Source organism: Crateriforma conspicua (assembly GCF_007752935.1).
Classification (GTDB): Bacteria; Planctomycetota; Planctomycetia; order Pirellulales; family Pirellulaceae; genus Crateriforma; species Crateriforma conspicua.
In genome coordinates, this window is the sequence record NZ_CP036319.1 from 6,175,437 (window position 1) to 6,199,234 (window position 23,798).

Annotated in this window: 15 protein-coding genes and 1 tRNA gene; 7 read left to right on the top strand and 9 right to left on the bottom strand. The window is 56.9% G+C overall.

Annotated features, from left to right (window positions below; all coding sequences use genetic code 11):
- Positions 1-3 precede the first annotated feature (3 nt).
- Complete coding sequence (locus Mal65_RS22610; protein WP_165701467.1) at positions 4-1,800, bottom strand: transglutaminase domain-containing protein; 1,797 nt, start codon at positions 1,798-1,800, stop codon at positions 4-6.
- A 511-nt stretch (positions 1,801-2,311) separates the two neighbouring features.
- On the opposite strand from Mal65_RS22610, the gene Mal65_RS22615 reads away from it, so the two are divergent.
- The 3 genes from Mal65_RS22615 to Mal65_RS22625 all read left to right on the top strand — a co-directional run bounded on the left by Mal65_RS22615 (position 2,312) and on the right by Mal65_RS22625 (position 5,487).
- Complete coding sequence (locus Mal65_RS22615; protein ID WP_145302985.1) at positions 2,312-3,022, top strand: hypothetical protein; 711 nt, start codon at positions 2,312-2,314, stop codon at positions 3,020-3,022.
- A gap of 109 nt (positions 3,023-3,131) precedes the next feature.
- Positions 3,132-3,683, top strand: a complete 552-nt coding sequence (locus tag Mal65_RS22620; protein WP_145302988.1) for an NADPH-dependent FMN reductase — start codon at positions 3,132-3,134, stop codon at positions 3,681-3,683.
- A gap of 196 nt (positions 3,684-3,879) precedes the next feature.
- Positions 3,880-5,487 carry a calcineurin-like phosphoesterase C-terminal domain-containing protein gene (locus Mal65_RS22625; protein ID WP_231131218.1) on the top strand — a complete coding sequence of 536 codons (1,608 nt, stop codon included), beginning with the start codon at positions 3,880-3,882 and terminating at the stop codon, positions 5,485-5,487.
- A 114-nt stretch (positions 5,488-5,601) separates the two neighbouring features.
- Here Mal65_RS22625 and nadD read toward each other — a convergent pair whose 3' ends face one another.
- A complete protein-coding gene (nadD, locus tag Mal65_RS22630; RefSeq protein WP_145302992.1) occupies positions 5,602-6,222 on the bottom strand; it encodes a nicotinate (nicotinamide) nucleotide adenylyltransferase in 621 nt (206 codons plus the stop codon).
- Positions 6,223-6,459: 237 nt separating this feature from the next.
- On the opposite strand from nadD, the gene priA reads away from it, so the two are divergent.
- Entirely contained in the window at positions 6,460-8,805 is a 2,346-nt protein-coding gene (priA, locus tag Mal65_RS22635) for a replication restart helicase PriA (RefSeq protein ID WP_145302995.1), read from the top strand.
- Positions 8,806-8,873: 68 nt separating this feature from the next.
- Here the strand turns inward: priA and Mal65_RS22640 are convergent, their stop codons facing one another.
- Positions 8,874-10,718, bottom strand: coding sequence for a c-type cytochrome (locus Mal65_RS22640; RefSeq protein ID WP_165701468.1), 1,845 nt, complete (start codon positions 10,716-10,718; stop codon positions 8,874-8,876).
- A 14-nt stretch (positions 10,719-10,732) separates the two neighbouring features.
- Positions 10,733-13,171: an HzsA-related protein gene (locus Mal65_RS22645; RefSeq protein ID WP_145303001.1), complete on the bottom strand. Its 2,439-nt coding sequence runs from the start codon at positions 13,169-13,171 to the stop codon at positions 10,733-10,735.
- Positions 13,172-13,449: 278 nt separating this feature from the next.
- On the opposite strand from Mal65_RS22645, the gene Mal65_RS22650 reads away from it, so the two are divergent.
- Entirely contained in the window at positions 13,450-15,024 is a 1,575-nt protein-coding gene (locus Mal65_RS22650) for a hypothetical protein (RefSeq protein ID WP_145303003.1), read from the top strand.
- 76 nt (positions 15,025-15,100) lie between these two features.
- On the opposite strand, the gene Mal65_RS22655 is transcribed toward Mal65_RS22650, so the two are convergent.
- Complete coding sequence (locus Mal65_RS22655; RefSeq protein WP_145303006.1) at positions 15,101-16,936, bottom strand: Ig-like domain-containing protein; 1,836 nt, start codon at positions 16,934-16,936, stop codon at positions 15,101-15,103.
- Positions 16,937-17,205: 269 nt separating this feature from the next.
- Between Mal65_RS22655 and Mal65_RS22660 the strand changes: the two genes are divergently transcribed.
- A tRNA-Gly gene (locus Mal65_RS22660) sits at positions 17,206-17,278 on the top strand.
- Between the two features lie 49 nt (positions 17,279-17,327).
- Here Mal65_RS22660 and Mal65_RS22665 read toward each other — a convergent pair.
- From Mal65_RS22665 to Mal65_RS22680, 4 genes are all read right to left on the bottom strand, one after another.
- A complete protein-coding gene (locus tag Mal65_RS22665; RefSeq protein ID WP_145303009.1) occupies positions 17,328-17,672 on the bottom strand; it encodes an STAS domain-containing protein in 345 nt (114 codons plus the stop codon).
- A gap of 161 nt (positions 17,673-17,833) precedes the next feature.
- Positions 17,834-19,186 (bottom strand): B12-binding domain-containing radical SAM protein, encoded by a 1,353-nt coding sequence (locus Mal65_RS22670; protein WP_196784383.1) that lies wholly within the window; start codon positions 19,184-19,186, stop codon positions 17,834-17,836.
- 378 nt (positions 19,187-19,564) lie between these two features.
- Positions 19,565-21,007, bottom strand: coding sequence for a sigma-54-dependent transcriptional regulator (locus Mal65_RS22675; protein ID WP_145303012.1), 1,443 nt, complete (start codon positions 21,005-21,007; stop codon positions 19,565-19,567).
- The gene (locus Mal65_RS22680) at positions 21,004-22,416 is read right to left on the bottom strand and encodes a sensor histidine kinase (RefSeq protein WP_165701469.1); all 1,413 of its coding nucleotides are present in this window, start codon (positions 22,414-22,416) and stop codon (positions 21,004-21,006) included. Before Mal65_RS22680 ends, Mal65_RS22675 begins: the two co-directional genes overlap by 4 nt.
- 290 nt (positions 22,417-22,706) lie before the next feature.
- Here Mal65_RS22680 and Mal65_RS22685 point away from each other — a divergent pair, with 290 nt between their 5' ends.
- Positions 22,707-23,750, top strand: a complete 1,044-nt coding sequence (locus Mal65_RS22685) for a DUF1559 domain-containing protein (protein ID WP_145303016.1) — start codon at positions 22,707-22,709, stop codon at positions 23,748-23,750.
- Positions 23,751-23,798: the final 48 nt, after the last annotated feature.

The window sequence follows — 23,798 nt, forward strand, 5'->3', positions numbered from 1 at the left end:
CGGTCACTGACTTAGCGGTAACAATAGTTCTGGGTTCAGATCATCGTCCTCCGCCACAGGTTCTTCTTCCTTCTTCAGGGAAAACCCTTGGACACGAATTTTTGTGTTCTGCATCCATTGAAAGATCGGGACGAACACATCGCGATCGATCGGCTTGGTCGTGTCCAACATCTTCAGCACGATACGATCGGCCGGAGCTTCGCGTCCGGTCACCGGGTCCAATGAAATCCAGCTGCCATCGGCCAACGCCAACGTCCAGACGGTGAATGCCAACTTGGATTGGTCTCCCGGCACATAGACCAACCCGAGTGCCAACCGCGACGGCAGTTTGCGTTCACGCAAAAGAGCGGCCAGCAAGACCGACGACTCCATCGCACCGCCCTGGGACGCCAGCAAAACATCCGACGCGCGGGTGAACTGTCCCGCGTAGGTGGACTGCTGAACCAAAGTGTGAACCGTGCGATTCAGTTCCACCGCCATTTCTCGCTCGGTCAGGTCCAACCCTTTCAACGCAACGCGTCCCAGTTCTCGAACGTTGGATGCGTTGAAGTTCAACAAGGACGTCGGGCGAGTGTCACCGGGGCCGGATTCGGTCTCGTACGGCTCGAATCCCTGACTGATCTTTTCACGTTGGCGGCTGATCAACAGACGAATCCGCCCATCCTTCATGCGATTGAAGTATTGATCCGGTGCGGGTTCCAGGACCGTCGGTTGGTCCGGATTTTCGCGGATCGGCGTGATCACAAACGCCACTCGGGACGCCCGCTCGGGGGCATCGATCTTTTTGCCTTCGACCGCCGCCCATGCCGGGGGCGTCATCGCCAAGTTGTCAGTGTCCAGTTGGGCTCCCGGGCCGTCCGCCGGTTCCAACAAGTCGGGCAATTCTTCTTCGTTCACGCGGTATGACAACAATCGAAGCGCAGGTGTGAACGTCCGCTGGATCTGGCCTTCATCGTCGACCCACAAAACCAGTTCATTACTGGTCTGTCCGCCGGTGTTCACTTCTTCGATGACTTCCAACAACATTCGCGTGGTACCGTCGTGCCAGGGCACGGATGTCTTGGAAATGGCGCTCAGATTCACCGTGGCCAGTTCATTGGTGATCGGCAGGATGTGTTTGATCTTTCGTGTTTCCCCCGGCTGCATGGGGCTGGACTGCAGCGACTGAATCACCGCCATCGCCCCCCGCACACTGTCTTCCCATGGAGCGTTTTGCGTGATCCGGCGTTGACCGCGAAACGTTTCAATCGACAGCTGATCATTTTCGACCACGCCGATCGATTGTGTTTCGGCGGGGCCCACGCGCAATTGACTCCAAAACGAACGCAGTTCCCCCTCGACCGACTCACGCGTCACCTGGCTTAGTGATTGAATAAAGGATGCATTTCCGCGATCAAACCGGATCACGTCGCGGACATCAAACCACAGCGAATTGGAACGGGTCTCGGTCCGCATCAGTTCCAACGCCGGCGCGGCAGGTACATCGATCAGAAAGTCGTCGCGTCGCTGGCCACCCATGCGGGCAGAAATGTGGCTGTACCCGACCGGTCGCTGATCCATCACGTAGTAAAACCAGGCATCCCAGTCATCGTTCCACACCGTGGTGGGAACCTCGAACGTCTCTTCGTCGCTGGGCACGGTCGGCCGAGCCGCGGGTTTCTTATCCACGATCGGTCGTTCCGGCAAATCGCATCCCACGCACAGCCCGAGTGCCAATATCACCCCCAGTCCGTGCGTCAGCGGCAAAGCCCACGCGGCCTGTCGGATCGCGTGCGGCGAATCTGCGATGGGATCGATCATGTTGGGTCCTAACCGTGCCAGTAAGAAGCAATGGGGGATCGAAGAAAAGACTTGATTCAATGATGTCGCGTGAACATTCGGTCCATCCGATCGCACCATTGGAACACGCCCAACGCCCATCGGAAAACCGCCGGGCCGGTCGGGCCAATGACCTGCCCAAGGGCAACAAGCAACGCCGGGTGCCCCCACCAGTCTATCCCGATTACCCGATTTGTCCCTCCGCCGCTGGACCATTCGATGTCGCCGTCGGCCACGGGAGGGCGATCTTTCGTCGGCTATCGCAATCAGCGCGGTCGTATCAACTCTTCCGCCTTTGACGCTTGGGGTGACCTTCGGTTCCCAGATTTGCCGTTCGGCGGTTCACTTCGGCACGCTTGCGGGCGGATCGGGGCCTAGCGTTGGGTGTACAGGGTCGTCGGTGCGGTCGATCAAGTTTCGCACACGCACGGCATCCGAGGCGACCAAGACGGGGTCGTCATTATCCAAGGGCTAACGCCACAGAGTTTCAATCATGGGCTTCCTGAAACGCATCCTTCGAACCAACGCCAGCGACGCCACCGGCAAAGCATCGGGAAGCTTTGAATCGTTAAGCGACGAAGAACTGCAAGTCCACATGGGCATCCGGACCTACGATGCGTTCGAATTGACCGACGCGATCCGACCGTCCTACGACGTGCAAATCAAGCCAAGGCAAGGCTTCCGCTACGACGAATACGTCGACGAAGCCAGCAAGACACGGACCCCGGTGATCATGGCTTCGGCCACACGCGGCAGCCTGATGGAACTGTTCCTGGAGCTGATCGAACCACTCGGCGCGGTGGTCGACGTCGCGTTGGAATCCAGCCATCACGCCCGCGGCCGCGACGAAGATCTGTACCGCGAACACATTGATGTCCCGGTGCTCAACAGCATCCTGTGGGAATTCGAAGACCTGTTGCTCAATGACGGCTGCACCGGGATCGCGGTGATCAACCCGGCCAAGAAACAGGAAGTCCAATTGGATGAACACAAACTGTTGATCGCCTACGGCGAACCACTGGACGACTTTCGGCAAGTGCTGATCCAAGGCGACGTGTACCCCGATGAAAAACTGAAATTCATCACCGAGGCGGAACACGTCCACAGCAGCAGCGAAGCCTACCTGAACCGATTCACCATGCTGAAGAACCGCCTGGGGATGGATTCCGAAACGAGTTTGGATGCGGAATCCTGGGGCGTTTGAATCCTCTCGAAAAAAGCAATCACGTCGGGAAAGCCATCACCGACGGCCTTCCCCCTGGACGTAAGGTCCGAAACAATCATTGGCGATTCACGACGCCAAGGATTCGTTCATGTTGCTTGTTCTCAGCTCCAGCCTGCACCCGACCAGCCGCAGCCGCATTTTGGCCAAGGCGACGCATCAACGCCTGGTCCAACAAGGCCGCCAGTGTCACTTCTTTGACCTGGCCGAAACCCCACTGCCTCCCTGCGACGGCGCCACCGCCTATGGGCACGAGAACGTGGCCGATCTGGCCCAACGGATTCGCGACGCCGAAGCCGTTCTGATCGCGTCGCCGGTCTACAACTATGACGTCAACGCGGCCATCAAGAACGCGGTGGAATTGACCGGCAAAGCTTGGACCGGCAAGGTCGTTGGACTGATGCTGGCCGCCGGCGGTGCCGGCAGTTACATGTCAGCGATGGGGCTGGCGAATAGCCTGATGTTGGATTTTCGCTGTCTGATCGTGCCGCGTTTCATCTATGCGACCGGCGAAAGTTTCGAAGGCAACTCCCTGGCCGACGACAGCATTTCTGACCGTGTCGACCTGCTGATCCGCGAAACGCTGACGATCTCCGACGCCCTGCTGGCTCAGCCCTCCGATGAAGCCTCTGACGACACCTAGGCCCCACGACGGAGGTGAGCCACAGGAAATCTTCATCGGTCCTTTACGGATCCAGCGGCGATCATTCTGAAACCAACGAGTACAGTTCTGTCTTTAAAGGAAACTCGGTCGCCCGCCTTGTCCAGATTTAAAACTTCCCAGTGGCGGTGCGGCCGATGCTTCGTAGTCCGAACCATGCACCCGCCTGAGGCCCCTCGTGAACATTCGGTTCCCTCGCACTCGGTTTTGCGTTGCAGTCGCGATTGTCGCGATCTGTGGCGAGAACCTGACCGCCCACCAGCACGATTCGCATCACGCCCTGGCTAACGGCCAAACCGCCGTCGGCATTGTTTTCGAAGACATCAATGCGAACGGCGTTCGCGATGAAGACGAACCCGGACTGGCAAACATCAAGGTCAGCAACGGAAAGCACATCGTCAAAACCGACCAGCAAGGAAAGTACAGCTTGCCGGTCACCGACGACACGATTCTGTTCGTCATCAAACCTCGCAACTGGATGACACCGGTCGATTCCGACAATCTGCCTCAGTTCTATTACATCCACAAACCGAACGGATCACCCAAGGACTTTCAATATCCCGGCGTCGAACCAACCGGTCCGCTGCCCGAATCCGTCGACTTTCCTTTGACGCGTCGCAACGAACCAGACCAATTCAAAGCTCTGTTGTTCGGTGACACCCAACCACGCAACATCAAGGAAGTCGAATACATGGCGCACGATGTGATCGAACAGATCATTGCCGAAGATGGTCACGGCGCTTCGTTCGGTGTCACGCTAGGCGACATTGTGTTTGATGACCTGTCGGTGATGCCACCGTTGAATCAAGCCATCGCGCTGATCGGTATCCCCTGGTACAACGTGATCGGCAATCACGACATCAACTACGACGCACCGAACGATCGGCTAAGCGATGAAACGTTCGAAAGTCATTACGGCCCGAATTATTACTCCTTTGACCACGGCCCGACGCATTTCTTGGTTTTGGATGACGTGACCTGGGTCGCCAAACACGACGGTCAGCGGGCCCACTATCACGGTGGATTGGGTGAAGATCAATTGACCTTCATCCGCAACGATTTGGCCATGATCCCGGAAGACCAATTGGTCGTGCTGATGATGCACATCCCGCTGCAAAACGTCGACGATCGCCAAGATCTTTATCGACTGATCGAAAAACGCCCCGCCACGGTGTCAATCTCCGCTCACACCCACTACATGGAACACGTGCTGATCGGTGACGAAGACGGCTGGCAAGGCCCCAAGCCTCATCACCACATCATCAACGTCACGGTGTGTGGCAGTTGGTGGCGTGGCCAACCTGATGAACGTGGAATCCCGCACGCCACGATGAGCGACGGTGCCCCCAACGGCTATTCCATCATGTCGTTCGACGGCCAAAATTATTCGTTGGAATTTCGTGCGGCCAGTCGTCCCGCCGAACACCAAATGAACATCTACCTGCCCGAACAGGCCGCGTCATCGGATCTGGCAACCACCGTTGCGATCGCCAACGTGTTCGCCGCCGATGCGAACACCCAGTGCCAAATTCGTGTGAACGATGCTGACTGGTCGGACATGGACGCGATCCGCATCGAAGACCCGGCGTACGTTCGTGCCAAACAGGTTGAAGAAGCGTTGCCCGAGCGAACGTGGATCGACCTTCCCAAACCACACGCAACGCCGCACATGTTCCGTGGCATGCTGCCGACACATTTGCCGGCCGGCACGCACCGCATCGAAGTCAAAGCGGTCTTTGCCGATGGCCGTGAAATCATCGATCACCGGATCATGCGGGTCGAATAACTAGCTTCCAGCATTGGTTCCCACCGGTGATCGCTACACCGGTGCGATGCTGCTGTGATTGAAAGCCTGAATCTATCCGTTGACCTGACCGAAGTATCGCAATGGTCGCGGATCTCAGGTCTCCGCGGACCGCATGTACAACGATTCGGTTCTGATCAACACTTCGACCGCGTGGGGCACACGAAACCGGATGCTTTTTCCGTCGGCTATCCGCTGGCGAATCTCGCTGCTGGAAACTTCAATTCGCGGGACTTCGACAAGACTGCCTTTCAGTCGCCCCACGACCGAAGCCCCCAACGCCTGCTCCAGCCCCCCAAAGTCGATCGGCGGCTCGCCACCGCGATGAAACACCGACAGATCGGCCAGGGACAAGATGTCTTGCAGTCGACGCCACTTTGGCAAGGTGGGGACCAAATCGCTGCCGACGATCAACACGAGATCATCGTTGGGAAACTCTTCCTTCAGCTCCGACAACGTGTCGACGGTATAGCTGACGTCACCCCGGCGAATTTCGCGATCGTCGACGACGTGTTGGCTGGCGCCGCCCAATGCCAACCGCAGCATGGCCACGCGGGTCTCATCCGCGGCCGCCTGCCGATCCTGTTTCAGTGGAGACTTCGCCGTCGGGATCCATCTCAATTGGTCCAACCCCAGCGTTTCGATCGCTGATTCGGCGATCCACAAATGCCCCAAATGCACCGGATCGAACGATCCCCCAAAAACGCCAATACGCATGATGAAATGTCACTCTCGTTTATCGGTCCGGGCAACAACGCCCAACTTTCGACCGTGAATCATCCCCAAGTCGGGGAACCCAACGCATCGGCATGTCCAAGATCGCCCCGCGGGTGACCAAACGTGTCAACGACGTCGGCAAAATGCCAGCCAACGACACTTTCGAAGGGATGCATTATGTTGACAGATGCCTGCAATCACGCCCCCCACGACACGAGTCCGCCGTCGGGCAACGCCATGACGCACGATTTTGACCACGATCCGCCCCACCGCAACCGCGGGGATGACGCGTCGCGTCAGGTGGATCTGTTCGATAAATCGCCGCCGCCCTGGGAATTGGTCGCAGCCGAAGAAACCGCAATCGCCCGCGTTGTCTTCAGCCAGTCGCCGCACGGTCCCTATGACTACGCGATTCCCGATGCAATACGGTCACACATCCAACCCGGGTCGCGAGTCCGTGTCCCGCTGGGGCGACGACGGGGCGGCACGATGGGCTGGTGCATTCATGTCGACATGGCTGGCAAAAGCCGCCACAAACTGCGTGAAATCAGTGAACTGCTGGACGAGGAACCTCTGTGCGATCCGGCTTTGGTTCGACTGGTCCTTTGGATCGCCCACTACTACCAGGCTCCCGCGGGACAAGTCTTCGATACGCTGATCCCTTCCAGTGTCCGAAGCAGCGCCGGCACGAAACAAAAGACGTATTTCCGGGCCGACCCCAAGGATTTGACTGAAGAAATTGTGGCGGGCCTGTCGCCCAAACAACAAGCCGTCGCCCGAATGCTGCTGGCCGCAAACGCCCCCATGACGGCGGCCCAGATCAGCATCCAAGTCGGTTGCACCGAAGACCCGATTCGGCGTCTACATAAAAAGGGACTGCTGTCCAGCGAACGCCGACGTGAACAAAACAGCGGCATGACCACCCGCTGGCAAATCAACGACGGGGAAGCGGAAAAAACACACCACCTGACCGACTCGCAATCGGACGCATTGAAACAGATCAATCAAGCCGTTGAATCGGAGAAAACCAAAGTCATGCTGCTGCATGGTGTGACCGGCAGTGGAAAAACCGAAGTCTACATCCGTGCGATCGAACACTTGGTGAAATTTGGCCGCGGCGCGATCGTGTTGGTGCCCGAAATCAGTCTGACTCCGCAAACACGAGGACGTTTCGAAAGACGCTTCGATAGCGTTGCGGTGTTGCACAGCCAGATGACGCCCGCCGAACGCCATTTCCAGTGGCAGCGTATTCGCAGCGGCGAAGTTCAAGTCGTCATCGGCCCACGCAGCGCCGTGTTCGCCCCACTGCCCAAACTGGGGCTGATCATCATCGATGAAGAACACGACGGGTCGTTCAAACAAGACACCCAGCCACGATACCACGCTCGAAAGGTGGCCATCGCTCGTGCGAATTCGCTGGGCATTCCCGTGCTGTTGGGATCCGCCACGCCGTCGCTGGAATCTTGGCATGCCACACGAACCGGCCACGCCGAACGTCTATCGCTGCCGGATCGAGTGCGTGACCGGGCCATGCCCGATGTTCAATTGGTCGACATGCGCATCAAAGACGATCGAACCGTGGGTGCGATCAGCCGCCCGCTTCACCAGGCGGTTCAAGAAACAATCCATGAAAATGGCCAATGCATTTTGCTGCTAAATCGGCGAGGGTTCGCGACCACCATCCAGTGCCCATCGTGCGGTCATGTGGTCGCGTGCCCGGATTGCGACATGCCACTGACGCACCATCGCGACGGCGGCAAAGCGATGTGCCACTACTGTGACTTTTGCATCGCGACGCCCCCATGGTGCCCGGCATGCCGATTCGACGGTATCCGATACGGAGGCCTGGGCACACAAAAACTGGAAGTCGAAGTCAAAGCACGGTTCCCCAACGCCAATGTCGCGCGGATGGACAGTGACACCATGCGGCGACCGGGCAGCCACCAAAAGGTGCTCTCGGCGTTTCGATCAGGAAAGATCGACATCCTGTTGGGAACACAAATGATCGCCAAAGGCTTGGACTTTCCCAATGTTTTGCTGGTGGGCGTGATCAACGCTGACAGTGCCCTGCACTTCCCCGACTTTCGCGCCGCCGAACGGACGTTCCAACTGGTCACCCAAGTCGCCGGACGAACCGGCCGTGGTGACCGCGGTGGTCGCGTGATCGTGCAAACCTATTCACCGGAACATCCCGCCATCCAAGCGGCATCGCGACACGATTACATCGGGTTTACCGAAGACGAACTGGTCAATCGAAAAAAGTACAACTACCCGCCATGGGGTAGCGTCGCCCGGATCATCATCCGTGGCACCGAAGAAGAAACCACTGAACGTATCGCGGAAGAATTGGTGGGACGCATCGAAGCAACGCGGGACTTGCTGAAACACGAAATTCGCATCCTGGGCCCTGCCCCGCCCCCGATCGCCCGTCTGCGCGGCAAGTTTCGTTTCCACGCTCTGCTGCAGTGCCCGGAATCTGGCCCGCTGGGTGAAACCATTCGGCGTGCTTGCCAGGATTTCCGTATCCCCGAAAAGGATGACGTTCAGTACGTGGTGGACATCGACCCGATGGACATGCTGTAGCCAAACTGGCTCCTTCGCTGCCACGCGTTCGTGCCCGCATCGGATCCCCAAGCGACTTTCCCACCTGATTACAACGACAGAACGTACGCGACCAGATCGTTGACCTGTTCGTCGCTCAGTTCGGACGTTCGTCCGTGACGATCGTTTTCATTGAATTTCACGAAGACGTCTTTGATGGTGGCCGCACGTCCGTCGTGCAGATACGGCGCGGTACGCCACACTTCCACCAGCGACGGCGTGTCAAACCGCTTTCCACGTTCCCGGCTTAAACCAGTGCCCACGTCATAGGCATTGCCTTCGGTGAAATTCGGTCCAGCGTGACAGTGGATGCAGCCCGACGTCGCGAATACCTCGCGGCCTCGCTCGGCCGCTTCGCTCAGTTCGCCATCGATGCGGTGGGGGCTGGGCAGCGGACGCAGGCTTTTCAAATACTCGTCGATCGCCGACGCATCCGCCTCCGGACGCACGGCGAATTGAATGTGCCGAATCCCAGCTCGCACGGCGGCCTCTGCATTCGCACGAACGCCCAACGCCATGGCCGGAGGTGTCTGATGCGATAGCAACAACGATTTGGTGTTCTTCGGATTGCCAATCCCATCGTTCAGCAAGTCCCAGTTCAATCCATCCACCCGCCCATCACTGGGATGGCAACTGGAGCAACTTTGCCAAGTCTGAAAACACAGGGAAGCATCATGGAAATACATCTCGCCTCGACGCTGCGGCGTCATTTCCACATCATCGCCAAGCTTCAATCGGTCGACTTGCTTCGGATTCGTTCTCGATAAATCAACGAAAACGATTTCGTCCGTAAAAAACATGGCGACCGCCACGGTATGACCAAAGATGACTAGCGACCGCGCGCCATTGCCTTCCACGTCGATGCGTTGCCGAGCCCCCACCAAGAATGCCAAATCGTTGGGAACGTTCTTCGCTTGATTCGACACCTCGGTCACCTTTCGTCCGGCCGCCGCATCGTTCAACTTGCGATGCAAATCGGCGCGATCGATCACGCTGATTTCTTGCGTGCCCGCATGGGCAACACAAAGTCGATTGCCGCCCCCATCAACCGCAACGCCCCAAGGATTGGCAGCCCCACGATCGATTTCATCCAGCAAAACCGTATTGACCACTCGCTGATCCGGAACATCGATCACTGTCACCGCGTTGGTGTTCATCCAACCGCGTTCCAATTGAGTGGTCGGCAACCGATACCTGGCCAAAACGTGCGTCACGTACGCGAACCGGCCATCGGCATCCACACAAACATCCCGTAGCGAATTGGATCCGTTGGGCAGCTCCAGCGTGACCGTGTGCAGCGAATCGAGGTCGATCAATACCACCTTTGCCGCCAAGTATTGACCGTCGGCGGTGCCATCGGGCAATTCGTGTGCAACGACCAACGCCCGGCCATTGGGTGTCATCACCGCGGCACAGGGCTCGCGTGATACCGCCACACGATCGATCACCCTGCCGTCCAACCCCATCACGACGATGCTGGATCGATAGCGGTCGGCGACGTAGATCCGTTTCCGCTTTGCATCGACCACGGGAGCAACCGGCGCATGCAAATCCTGTTGGACCGAACGAACCTCTGACGAATCGACATCCACCTCCAGCACCACCCCGTCAGCGGCACCCGCGGTCACCAACAAACGATTGGAATCCAGCATCGCCACCCCGGTTGGATTCTGCGGCAAACGGATTCGCTTACGTAACACCCGACTTTCAGTATCAATGACCGAGAGCGCTCGTCCGGTCGTCTCACACACAAACAACCTCTGCTGGTCTTCCGACACTAGCAAATGCATCGGAGATTTGAATCCAGATTCACCGGCATCGGCCGACTCCGCCAAGCCAGATCGACATCCCCAGGCCAGCAATCCTAACCAGAATACGACGAGCAACTTTGGCATCCGACCGAACCTGTTCATGGCACCGTGACCTCGTGATCCACCGGGTGATACCAAAGCGATTCCCAATAGGCTCGATCCGTTTCGTACACATCAATAGCGTCGCGTCCGAGCTGAAATTCCGGAGGCAAAATACCGAACCGCTTCATTTCGCGAACATACGGGGCGGTTGGTTCGAAACCCGGCATGTCAAATCGCTTTCGCTTCTGCAAATCTTGATGCCCGGCGCGAATCATTGACAAAATCGCTTGATAATCGGGATCATGCTTGGACCGAAACACTGGCTTGCCACCACATCGGCCCTCGCCCCCCGCTTCCTTGACCAGCGGTGCACGCAACACCAAAGACTTCTCGGGGTGCGTCAGATTGAAAACGATGTGACGTGTTCTCCCCAAATTCGGCTCGTCCCACGTCGGACGCCAAAACGAGATCTGGGAATTGTCGGAAAGATCCTTCGGAATCTTCTCGTGACAGGAAACGCATCGTCGCCGGATCGCAGCAGCGGCCAAAATCGTCTCCGGCCACTCTCGACCCGTGTGATGCACCTGTTTGTTTTCTTGATAGCCACCAATCATGCCGCTGGCTAACGCCGCGTAGGTTCCCGGATAGGGTGCCCCCGTCTCAATCCAGTACTTTACGATCTTTCGTTCCGTCTCGGTTGCGTTTACGCCGTAGTGTTCGCCTGACAACTTTTGCATCAACGGACTGACCGCGGCACCGATGGAATAGGGTGACAGATTGCTTTTCGCTTCATTGCGTCCGTCAACGAACTGCTTCAAATACGTCAGCATGTAATAGCTGTGCGAATACACCGGCCCATGGTCTCCCGTCAGCATCACACCACCTTCGCGACGTTCGGTGCAGTGGCAAGTGACGCAATGTCGATCCAAGATGGGCTGGATGTCACGCGGAAAATCAAAAACGTCGGGAACACCTTCGATGGGTTGGATCTGACTTGGCGGCCGGCCGATGGCCAGATAGTCCTGAGTGGTGTCGATCATGTCGGGACTTTGTGTCCGATGCTCGTGGCATCCGACGCACCCGGTGGTCTCACCAGGCATCACGTTGGTGAACGACTGCATTCGCTTCACGGTGTCCCCATCCTCATCGACCGCGATAAAGAACAACGATCGCAACGCCGGCACTTCAAAGAATGCAGATCCGTCTGATTCGACCGGAACCGTTCCCAACAGTCTTTCCAGCGTAAAGGTTCCGCCATAGCTGATCGGTTCCATACCACCGGTGTAGTTGATCGGCTTTGGCAAGGATTCGACCACCAGCAGACGAGTGATCGGTTTCCCGCCCTTCTTCATCCGCCGTCCTTGCTTGACATCCGACAGAAACATTCGTCCTGTCGCTTGTCGTGCATTGACCCGCGATGGAATGACGGGCTCGCGTTGCCGCGGGACCAGGGGACGTGGTTCGTGAACCCAGACGGATTGCTCGGCGCGTTCGGCGTCCACTTGATACAGTTCACCCTGCTGGCCATCAGGGCTAATCCAAAGCAATTTGCTGGTTCGGGCACAAAGAATCAGGTCGGGCGTGACAGCATAGGGGTCGCGATAGTTGAAATCCTTCTCTGGCGTGATTCGAATCGCTGACGATTCTTGATCCGGCCCTTGTTTGGGACTGACGACGTACACCGCGCCGGCATGTTCCTTGCGTCCGTGGCCGGGCGAAAAGATAGACACGACGTTGTCCGTTCCCGGGATGGGCTTGGCATCGATCATCAACGTTGACGGGCTTTGATTTCCATAGAAAACCATCGCACCGGAACCATCGGGATTCATCGTCCAAAGATGATGATAGTCGACTTGCGATCGGTCGATGTATTCCCAACGCTGGTACAAGATACGACCATCATTCAATGGCCATGGTGTGTTGTCGTGTTCAATGTTGGCCGACAACTGGTGAATGTTTTGACCGTTTCGATCGCAAGCATACAAAACCGCGACGTGCGTCAGCCAGCAGTTCACCCATCGCTTGGCACGTGTGGAAACAAACACCAGCGAATCGTCTGGCATCCAGGTCGGTTCGATATCATCAAAGGGTCCATCGGTCAGCTGCCGAAGCCCCGTGCCATCGGTTTGAATCTCGTACAGATGATAGAAATCGCTATCGCCGGGGCGGTATGAAAACACGATCGTTTGACCGTCATAATGCACCACCGGATCGCGAACCGCCCCCTTTGGATCGTCTAACAAGACGGTGACTTTGCCTGTTGCGACATCCAATTTCGCCAAACGCCCGAAAGCCCCGTACGCTTTGCGATCACGGTCATCGGCATAGTATCCAAAATTGGCGTACCAATGCCCGTCATAGTTCAATGACCGTTCGGCAAACACGATTTGCGCGACATCGCCTGGCAACAAATCCTGTTCAATAGACGCAGCATCCAAAAAGCGGAAACTGCAAAACAAGATGCCGATCGCACAACAAGACTTAACGGTGGGCATAGCGGTCAATCCACGACCGGAGCATGTCGGCGAATTCGATCCGACGGTCCGTGACGGTTGGATTCTTTGGCGGGGGCGGGCATGGAGGACGATTCCACGTGTGATCCCAGTGTAGCAAACAGCGAACGGATCACTGCCAGATCAACGCGGTCAAATCGACGCACCACGGTGCAGGACGGCATGCACTTTCCGACCGTAAACTTCGCATGCCTAAAATATGGATGTCCAAGAGTATCCGTGCCTTCCCTCAATTCCCTCCCGCCTTCCGGCCGAACACCATGTCACGCATCCCCGCCCTTCTGATCGTCGGCGTTCTTGCGTTCAGCACCTCTGCAGACGCACAAACCGACCTGTGGAACCTGGCGCAAGAACATGCGGACACGCATCGTTTTTCGACACTCTTCACGGCACAGCAGGTCACGTCCGACTTGGCCAACGATGACGACATTGATCAAGCGATTCGTTGGTGCCGCGAAATGGGAATCACCAAGGTCTACCTGGAAACGTTTCGCACGCAGCACTGGGCGGACTCACAAACCATCGCCCACGCTCGAGACCGATTTCGCAAAGCCGGCTTTCTTGTCTCTGGCTGTGTCACCACCACGCGGGTCGGCAAGATTTCGACCGGATGGGATCTGATTTCCTGTTACACGGCCAAGGAAACGCAACAGCAGACTCGCCAGATCTTCGAGTTTACCGCAGGCCTGTTTGACGAAATCATGATCGATGACTTCTGGTTCACCGATTGCCAGTGTGAACAGTGTGAAAAAGCACGAGCGAATGGGCGCGTCGTTGTCGATGGAGAAACGTTTGATGTCGACGGTGACCAGTGGAGTGATTATCGACGCGAACTGATGCTTCAGGTTTCCAAAAACCTTGTCCTGAAACCGGCAAGAGAAGTCAATCCGAACGTTTCGGTGATCATCAAATACCCACAGTGGTACGACAATTTTCAAGAACGAGGATACGACGTCGTCCGTCAAACCGAGGTCTTTGACCAGACTTGGGTGGGCACCGAGATCCGAGACGAATTTGACGAGCGTTGGGGCGGGCGTGGTCGCACGACCGCCTACTTTTTGCAGTCCTGGCTGGAGGGAATCAGCGGCCGAAAATGCGGCGGCGGTTGGTATGACACTCTCGGGACCACCCCCGCAACTTACCTTTCCCAAGCCAGGCAAACCATTTTGGGTGGCGCCAATGAATCAATGCTGTTCAACGCTGGAAATCTGCGTTTCAAAGATCCCGGACGCTCCGACGCGGAGGCATTGCAAGACGCCCTCCCCGAACTGTTGCGACTCGCCACGCAGGTCCGCAAGCGCCAAGCCATTGGCGTCACCATGTACAAACCACCAAACAGCGAGGGCGAAAATGAACGGCGTGTCTTTGAATTCGTCGGGATGATGGGCATTCCGTTTGTCACGACCGATCGCTTTCCGAATGACGCGGACGCCGCGTTCTTTTCGGTGCATGCATTGCACGATGCAGACTTCGTGAAGAAGCTTGCCCAATTTTTGCAATCCAAACGACCGGTGATTCTGACGGATTCGCTTGCGCAAAAGATCGCTAAAGATATCGACCTGTCAGACGACCACTTCTCGATATTGACGTTGGATGGCAATGTGGAAAACGCCTACTCATTGCCCGTCAAAGAATTATCGATGCTACGCGACGTAGTTCTCAAGCCGTTGAACTTGGCAATCACCGCGCCGCAGCGAACAGCCATCTATTGCTACAGTGACGGAAGCTGGGTCGTGGAAAATTTTAATGACAAGCCGATCCAAATCACAATCAACGGTCGATCGCATTGCGTCGAAGCGAACCACTGGGCATCGCAGTGGATGGAAGAACACTGAAATCGCCCTAGCCTTCCTACGGCACGTTTTGTCGAAGCCTCCACCGTGTCGATCGGTGCACGCGTCTACCCAAGTCCTAAAACAGCTGCTTCAATCCTTCGTCGATCCATTGGACGAACGGGTCATCTTTGCTTTGCATCGCTGGTGAGACACGGTTCGGCCGCTGCACGTCGGCCTCCGTCGATTCTGGTTCCGCGGCATAGCGACCACGCGATACCTGATTGATCACCAGCAATGCGTCGTAGCTGGATATCGTTCCACTTCCATCGACGTCATAGAACGGATAACCGTGACCGGCCATAGAAACAGGGATCTCCGACTGCGTGGATCCAAGTTCCCTGCCAAGCCGATTGATGACCAGCAACGCGTCGTACGCCGACACGTCGCCTTCACCGCTGACGTCATAGCGATTCTGGGGATTGTGCTCTGGCTGAACGCCGACATGAATAAATACTGTGGCGGGTTCGCCGACCCGCTGCATTTCATCGGCGACATCGTAGGTGAATGAATCTGTGCCAAGGAATTCCGGATCCGGAGTGTACGTTGCGATCCCCGCCTCATCGATTTCGACGTTTCCGTTGTTGGCTGGCACACGAATCCGCATCGTCAAGGCATCCAATGGCTGATCGCCCACAACATCATTGGCAAGCAGATCGATCTGAACCGAGGTGCCTGCCGCGGTCAACGCACCATCATCGTTCAGTTTCGGTGGTCGGGGCGCCTCCACAATCAAACGATATCCGGGATGCAATTCGCCCGCATATCCTTCGACTTTCAAGACATAGACAGCCCCCGCCTCGGCCTGAAACAGCACCGATTCCTCGTCACCGTAATTCGTCGATCCTGTAACGAACGCCTCATCGGCATCGTAGACCGACAAATCGATGTCGCCACCATCGGACTGGCCCTCTAGCAAGACCGTGACGGTGCCCGCCGATCGGGATTGCCACCGAAAATGATCCAAGTCACCGGCATGATCAATGGTCAGATCGTTGATCACAACAGAACCGCTGTCGATCGCGACAGCCTTGGCAAACCCATCGTTGGGCTCGTACGAATCGGGGCCAATCTCCGTCATCCCCGTGACAAAGTCGACTTTGACATTTCGACCGGCCATGGTAACCCCCGACACCACAATCGGCTGATCAAGCCCTGCACCCGTCGCGGTCATTTCATAGACACCGTTGGGAACCGCCAATGCATACCCGCCCGACGGTCCTGTGACGGTCTCGTACACACCGCCATTTTGATTGCGTGCTTCGATTCGAAGCTCCGCTAACTCTTCACCGATCGAGTACATCCGATCAAAGTTGCCTTCGGCAAACGCCACGCCCGTCAAGAAGGCATTCCCGTTCCTGGTGCCGTATACCTGCGTCAGAAGATCATCGCCGTCGATCGCCACCGCGCCGACGCCGATCTCTCGAAACGAGTCATCCATGATATTGACTCGGTGTGGAGGACTGTCGAACAAATTCCAGTGATGGAATTGCGTATCCGACTGATCTCCAAACCAACCATAAATCGCGCTGATGTTTTCGCCCCAGCGTCGAGGCGAATATCCGGATTCGCGAATGCGCTGGCCGGGATCTTTTCCATCCGGCGAAACGTGGTCGAAATACGCACGGTCGATCATGTCCCGACTGTGACCGCGTGCCGCCGCAATCAATTGTTGATTGGGGGCCAAGGGTTGCTTGGGGCTCGAGGAAATCGTCCCTGGCGACAAACCGTCATTCAGCGGATATCCGGCTTGCGCGGCGGTCCCCAACGGATCAGCACGTGCCGCATTGACCAGTTCCAAGTGCAACTGTTCCTGAGGCGTCATCACGATCGCCGCCAGCAACCGGCGTGATTCCATGGTTTCGAACCGCGGAACGTACCGAATCCGACACGCACACCGCACTGTTTTGCCCATCGCAGTCTCCCGTCCGATCCCGGATTCAAATCCCAAGGACCATGCGACACGGTCCTGGATTCAAGAATTTATCCGACGGCCACGAAATCACAAAGAAAGAATTCAACCCGGCGAACGGTTCACTTGCGTTACCGGTGGCCAGCATTTCATCGCAGCAGCACCCGATTCGGAATCGTGGCCGCTGCACCACGAACATCATGCCGCACCGACCCGGTCGGCAGGCCGAATTCCCACACGACCGTTGGGCGACGGCTAAAATGGCGTTCGCTGCGGGTGTAACTCAGTTGGCAGAGTGACAGCTTCCCAAGCTGTATGTCGCCGGTTCGAACCCGGTCACCCGCTTAGGCCGTTCCCCGCCGGTGAATGCCGGCGACAAGGCTTGGCGTTGGAACTAAAAGGCAAGCACGGCGTCATCGACGGTGTCGTAAATTCCGAAAAGCTTCTCGAAGTGCACGACACGCAACACGTCTGTGATCGAGGAATTGACGGCTGCGAGTTTGACAATGCCACCCGCTTTGCGAAGACGTGAGTGCAACCTTACCAACGCTGCTAGGCCTGAACTGGACACATAGTCCAATTCTTCACAATCGATCACGACACGATTCAAATCGGATTCAATTTGGCTGCTGAAGACGTCGAACAGAAAATCGGACGTCACCGAATCCATCCGCCCGCGCAGGTGCACCACCAAGACGTCCTCGTTCTTGCCAACCACTTCGGTCCGATAGTCAATCATGTTTCAAAATCCTGAGATGCTGGTCCGTTTGAATATCGGCCCGTTTCGAAGACCAATAAAGTAGCCGACAAATGATCGTCGATGGCCTGCATCCGCCGAATCTGGCCTGATCAGGGACAACCCTGGACAGTCGGACATCATTCTCGAATGGCTTGCAACCACTAAACCAAGGTTCCCAGCGCGAGCCCGATGTTTCGATAGTTGATGTTGGTCCGATACGCGAACTCCGTGGCTTCCATGCTGCCGGTGGTTTCTAGTGTGCGTCTGGCTTTTGTTTTCAACGTGTGGAGATCATACACCCGCTCGGTGCACTGACGGATGATGTCCCACAGTTCGTCCGGGGGCATTGATTTGGGACGATGCACCAGTTTGGTCAAATCGTAGTGTGCCCAATCATTGGGAAAATTCGCGTACAGCAAACGCCCTTCTTCTTCGAGTCGTTGAAAAAGCCGCGTGCCTGGCAATGGCGTCATGGTGGTCAATTGCATCGCATCGACGTCGCTATTGACCATAAATTCCGCACGACGAAAAAGGGCCTCCGGCGTGTCGCTGTCCATCCCAAAGATGAATGCCCCCAGTACAGCGATTCCCGATGCGTGGATACGGTCAAAGGTTTCCTGATAAGCCGACGCACCCTTTTTCAAATTCAATCGTTTGTTGACCTCCGTCAACGCGTCGATGTCTTCGGCTTCAATCCCGATGAATATCATTCGGCATCCGGCACGCGCGGCCCAGTCCAACACTTCTGGGTCATCAGCCACGCTGATCGACGCCTGGCAAAACCAGGTCTTGTTCATGCCTCGGGCGACCATCCCCTGAAACAGTTCCAACGCCTGTTTTCGACAGGAGGCACCGTTGCCGATGATATTGTCGTCGACAAAGAAGACCATTTCGTTGTTCAGCGCCTCCAACTCATCCAGCACATCGGCGACGGGACGACGGCGATAGCGTCGACCGTTGTAGGCGGTGACCGAACAGAATTCGCAATCCAGGGGACAGCCGCGGGACGTCTGCACCGAGGCAAAGACATACTCATCGCTATAGATGTCCCTTCGTGGCGGGGCGACACGATCCGGATCCAACCATTGTCCGTGGTAAAGCCCGCGAAGACACCCGGCATCGGCATCCGCAAGCACTTGCCGCCAAACCGATTCGGCTTCGCCGACAACGACCGCATCGGCAAAACGCAATGCTTCATCGGAGCACATTGACGCGTGAATCCCACCCATCACGACCGGCACGCCCTGGTCGCGATAGATGCTCGCGATCTCGTACGCTCGATTCGCTGCAGAGGTGAACGCGGTGATGCCGACCAAGTCGGCGTCCCGGTATGAAAACGGTGCAAAGTTTTCATCCAGCAGCTCCACCTCCCAGTCGTCGGGTGTCAACGATGCCAGAATTCCTAAGCCCAGCGGTGGAAACCGCGAACTTGGATTCACGGCAAAACCGGACCGAACATTGTTCACAGGGTTGATCAATGTCAGTCGTTTTTTCGTCAGTCGTTTCGGGCTCATCTCAAATTGGCTCCCAACGCCTTCACGTCGCGGGGGAGACTTGCGAGCAACTTCGACGCACCGACCGGATGGAGCAATCGTTAGTAAAGCACGGGCCGTCCCATCAACACGACTGTCCATGCCAAGCGTCCGACGGCCCGCACTTGATTTGCTTCAACCCTGACGGAATGGTTGCCGCATCTCCCTTCACAATCAAGCTTACCTGACTTTGGTCTCAACACACCTCCATCCGCCGCGGTCGGTGGGAACTGCGACCATCTAACACCAGTGCCTCGAGAAACCGGTGCCGTTTCGATCACTTGACAGCATGACGAAATGGTCATGATCCCAAGATCCAGCGGTGCCAATCCGATCGGACGGACAAAACAACGCCTCGGCTTAGGGTTCCGGAGTCGGGTCGCTTTCAAGGCCGTAGCTGCGGATCTTTTCGCGCAACGTCCCGCGATGAATCCCCAGCATCTCCGCCGTCTTCGCTCGGTTTTGCCCCGTCCGTTGCATCAAAATGCGAATCAATGGTTTTTCAACTTCGGCATGCAGTCGGGCCAACAAATCCGACCGGTGGCCGTCCGAGAGCGCATCGCGAACCCAGCTATCAACATGAGCCGCCAAATCAAACGGCCGGTCGTCCGTCGGTGAGAGATCATGACGGGATGATGCCACTGGAAAATCGTCAACGGATAGACGACGGCCGCGTGCCACAACCGCCGCGCGTTCCACCGCGTTTCGAAGCTCGCGCACGTTGCCTTCCCAAAGTCGATTCTGGAGATCGACGATCAGATCGTCCGAGACCAAAGATGCCGGATCTGCGTGTCCCGCCAGCCGTAAGAAATGCTGAACCAAGGGTGCTACGTCCTCGCGACGTTGACGCAAGGGTGGCAGGTGGATGTGCAAGCCGTTCAAGCGATAAAACAAGTCTTCGCGAAATCGATTCTCACGAACGGCATGACCAAGGTCCGCATTGGTGGCCGCCAGCAGACGGACATTGCACCGACGCGGCGTCACGTCGCCGACACGAAAGTATTCGCGTTGCTCCAGAACTCTTAGCAACTTGACTTGAATGTGCATCGGCAAGTCTCCGATCTCATCCAACAGAATCGTCCCCCCCTCGGCTCGTTCGAATAAGCCTTGGCGATCGTCGGTGGCGCCCGTGAAAGCACCTTTCACGTGGCCGAACAATTCGCTTTCGATCAAGTCTTCATTCAATGCGACCGGAGCGATGGGAAGATACGGCTTGTCGGCACGGTCGCTATGTTTGTGGATTGCCGCTGCCACCAACTCCTTTCCCGTTCCCGTTTCCCCCGTGATCAACACGCTTAAATCGCTGGATGCCACCAAAGCGATCTGGCGAAACACGTGCTGAATCGCTGCAGAGACGCCGACAATATCGTTGGCCCCGCTGGCAGTCGGTGAAGTCACGGATGCACTGGTGACCGCGGGCCGACGAAGTGCGTTCTTACAGACCCGCCGTGCGTCTTCCAAACGGAACGGTTTCACCAGATAGTCGCTGGCGCCTTGACGAACGGCGGCAACCGCGGTGTCCAAGTCACCAAAGGCCGTCATGATGACAACGGGCGCCTCGTTGGTCACGGATCGAAACTTGGGGAGCGCCGAGATACCGTCTTCTTTCGGCAGCCTGACGTCCAACAGAATCAAATCGGGCGCACGGTCCGACGCAAGTTCCAAGCCTTCCTCCGCCGAAGATGCAGTTCGGACGTGGTGTCCCTGTTCCTCCAACATCCGCTGAAACGCCCAACAAATCGACGGTTCATCATCAACCACCAAGACATCGGCCGGTGCGTTTCCTGAATCGTTCGTCGTCATTTCGGCTTGGTCGCTTTCACGGCACAGAAGAATTCAAAGATCGTTCCGGATGTGCCATCATCGCGGCCACGACAATCGATTTGCCCCCCCAAATCGTCGACGCATCGCTGTGCCAACGGCAACCCCAACCCCATCCCTTCGGGTTTGGACGTCACAAACGGTTCAAACAACCGATCAGCGACCACGGGATCGATCCCCGGTCCATTATCAATGACCTGGACGCGGCATTGTTCCGCCTGTCCGTCGCTCCGTCCCGACGCCACACGAATCTCCACAACGCTTGCCACCTGCAGGGCGTTCAGCACCAGATTCGAAACCGCGACACAGAACGATGATCCGTTGCTGACCCATCGCCCCCCGGTCTCCGGGGCGACATCCCAAATCAGCTTGACCCGCAAGTGTTGCGCGACGGGCCGGTGAGTGGAACGAAGATCGTCGATACATTGTGTGATCGTCGCGGGCTTGGCATCGGGGGCCCCCGCGCCGGCGGCCCCCAAGGACAACAGCCGCTGGATATAGTTTTCGGCTTGTTGAATCTGGTCGACCGCAACATCAATGTCCTGCTGGTCTTCGATGGGACACGACGATTGATGTAACTCCATCGCCATGCGAGCGCCGGTCAGCGTGTTGCGTAATTGGTGCGCCATACCGCCGGATATCTGATGCAACAGCTTTTCGCCTTGCTGGGCATGCACCTGTTGCCACAATTGATCCAATTGGCCGGCCATCACGTTGGCAGCCCTAGACAATCGCCCCAGTTCATCGTTGTTGGCATCTTCCAGCCGCGCGTCAAAGTCACCTTGGGCGATCCGTTCCACGTGCTGTTGCAGCCGGTTCAAACGTCGAATCATTCCCACAAGGATGGTCCAAATCCCCACACATACGACCACGATCGTGGACAAGCCGGTCGCCAAAGGAAACAAGGCGGCTTGCCGTGCAGCCGCGTCGACCTTGGACCGGGGAAACAGAACGGCAACCGATGCGACGCCGTCCACACGATAACCGGATTGGACACGGTGAAAGGCTCGAGCCATGAACCGGACACCTTCGCATCGGATGGGATGCCAGCCGGAATCCAAGGGACGCAACGCTTGAAACTGCCCGATGTCTTGGTCATCAATGGGCAAGGTTGCCGAAACCAAATTTCCTTCGGCATCCAAAGTCACCCACTGCGTCTTGGTCAAACCCGAAAGCGATTCCAGCACCGTTGAATTCAGGGGAAAAGTCGACCGCGCCACGGTGGATTCGATCGAGGCAAAACGCTCTTCCATTTCCAGCAAAGCCGATTTCTGGCCGAACCACCACGACGCCGCGGTAACCAACAATGCCGCCGCCGTCGCCACGCCCAGCAGAGGTGCCAAGACGCGAATCTGAAGCGAATCACGGTGACGGTTTGCCAAAGAAATCACAAGTCGCGTTGAGCCGGGTGCGGGAATGATCGTCCAACCATCATTCTGACATGCCAGAATCGGATTGCGATGCCGCTTGCCGAGTAACCACCGATGCAAATTTGTCCGGCGGCGATGGCAAATCCGCCGCCGGCAACCCTCATGGGCTACGAATGCTATGGGCTTTCATGCGACTTGCCCGAGATTCCTCGCTCTGGTCGTCGCCAATGGCATTGGTACGACGGTTGCAATGTGCGGCGGGATCGACAACGTCAGCGACTTTGATCTCCTTCCAACCGTTTTCGCCCGATATGCCGCATTCGCAATCGAAACGCCCTCCCGCTTCACCGGTCAACGGATTCACCCTGGTGGAGTTGCTGGTCGTCATTGCCATCATCGGGGTGCTGGTAGGGCTGTTATTACCCGCGGTGCAAGCGGCCCGCGAAGCGGCCCGTCGGATGCAGTGTTCAAATAACCTGAAGCAAATCGGATTGGCCTGCCACAACTATCAGAGCGCGTTCAAGAAATTCCCGCCCTCGGCAGTACTGGACATGTCGGTTTCCCAGACCGGAAACAATGGATCCTGGGGAGTGCATGGGCGAATTTTGCCATTCTTGGAACAAGGCAGCCTTTATGACAACGTGGACTTGAGCATCGGCTGGGACCACCAATCGGTGATCCACGAAGTGCGGGTCCCCGTTTACGCTTGCCCCAGCGATCCAGGCACGGGACAGATCCGGACCTTCAGCGACAACCGCCCGTCGCTGTATCCGACCACCTACGGATTCAACTTCGGACGTTGGTACGTGTACGCACCGAACGAACGTCGCGTGGGCGACGGAATGTTCTTTCCCGATTCGTTTCTGCGCTTTCGCGACTGCGTTGATGGCACATCCAGCACCTTGTTGGCGTCGGAAGTCAAAGCATGGACGCCCTACACGCGAAACGGTGGCCCATCCGACACGGACATGCCCGCCACCATCGCGGAAGCCGAAGCGGTGGTCGCAAGCGGTGATCAATTCAAAAACACCGGTCACACCGAATGGCCCGACGGCCGAGTCCACCACACAGGCTTCACCGTCACCCTGGCACCTAATTCGGAAGTGATGTACCAGAACGGAGGCGAAACGCTGATTGAAATGGATTTCAATTCATGGCAAGAAGGCAAGAATGGCATCGCAGGCAATCCCACCTATGCCATGATCACATCGCGCAGTTTTCATGCGGGGCAAGTTCAAGCAGTCTTTGTCGACGGTTCGGTTCGAAGCGTGACGGAATCCATCGACCTGGATGTTTGGCACGCGCTGGGAACCCGCAATGGACGCGAAACAATTGATGCCGACGATCTGCCCTAATGCGGATCACGCGACGAAAACCAAAGTCGGCTTGTCGATTGCATCTGC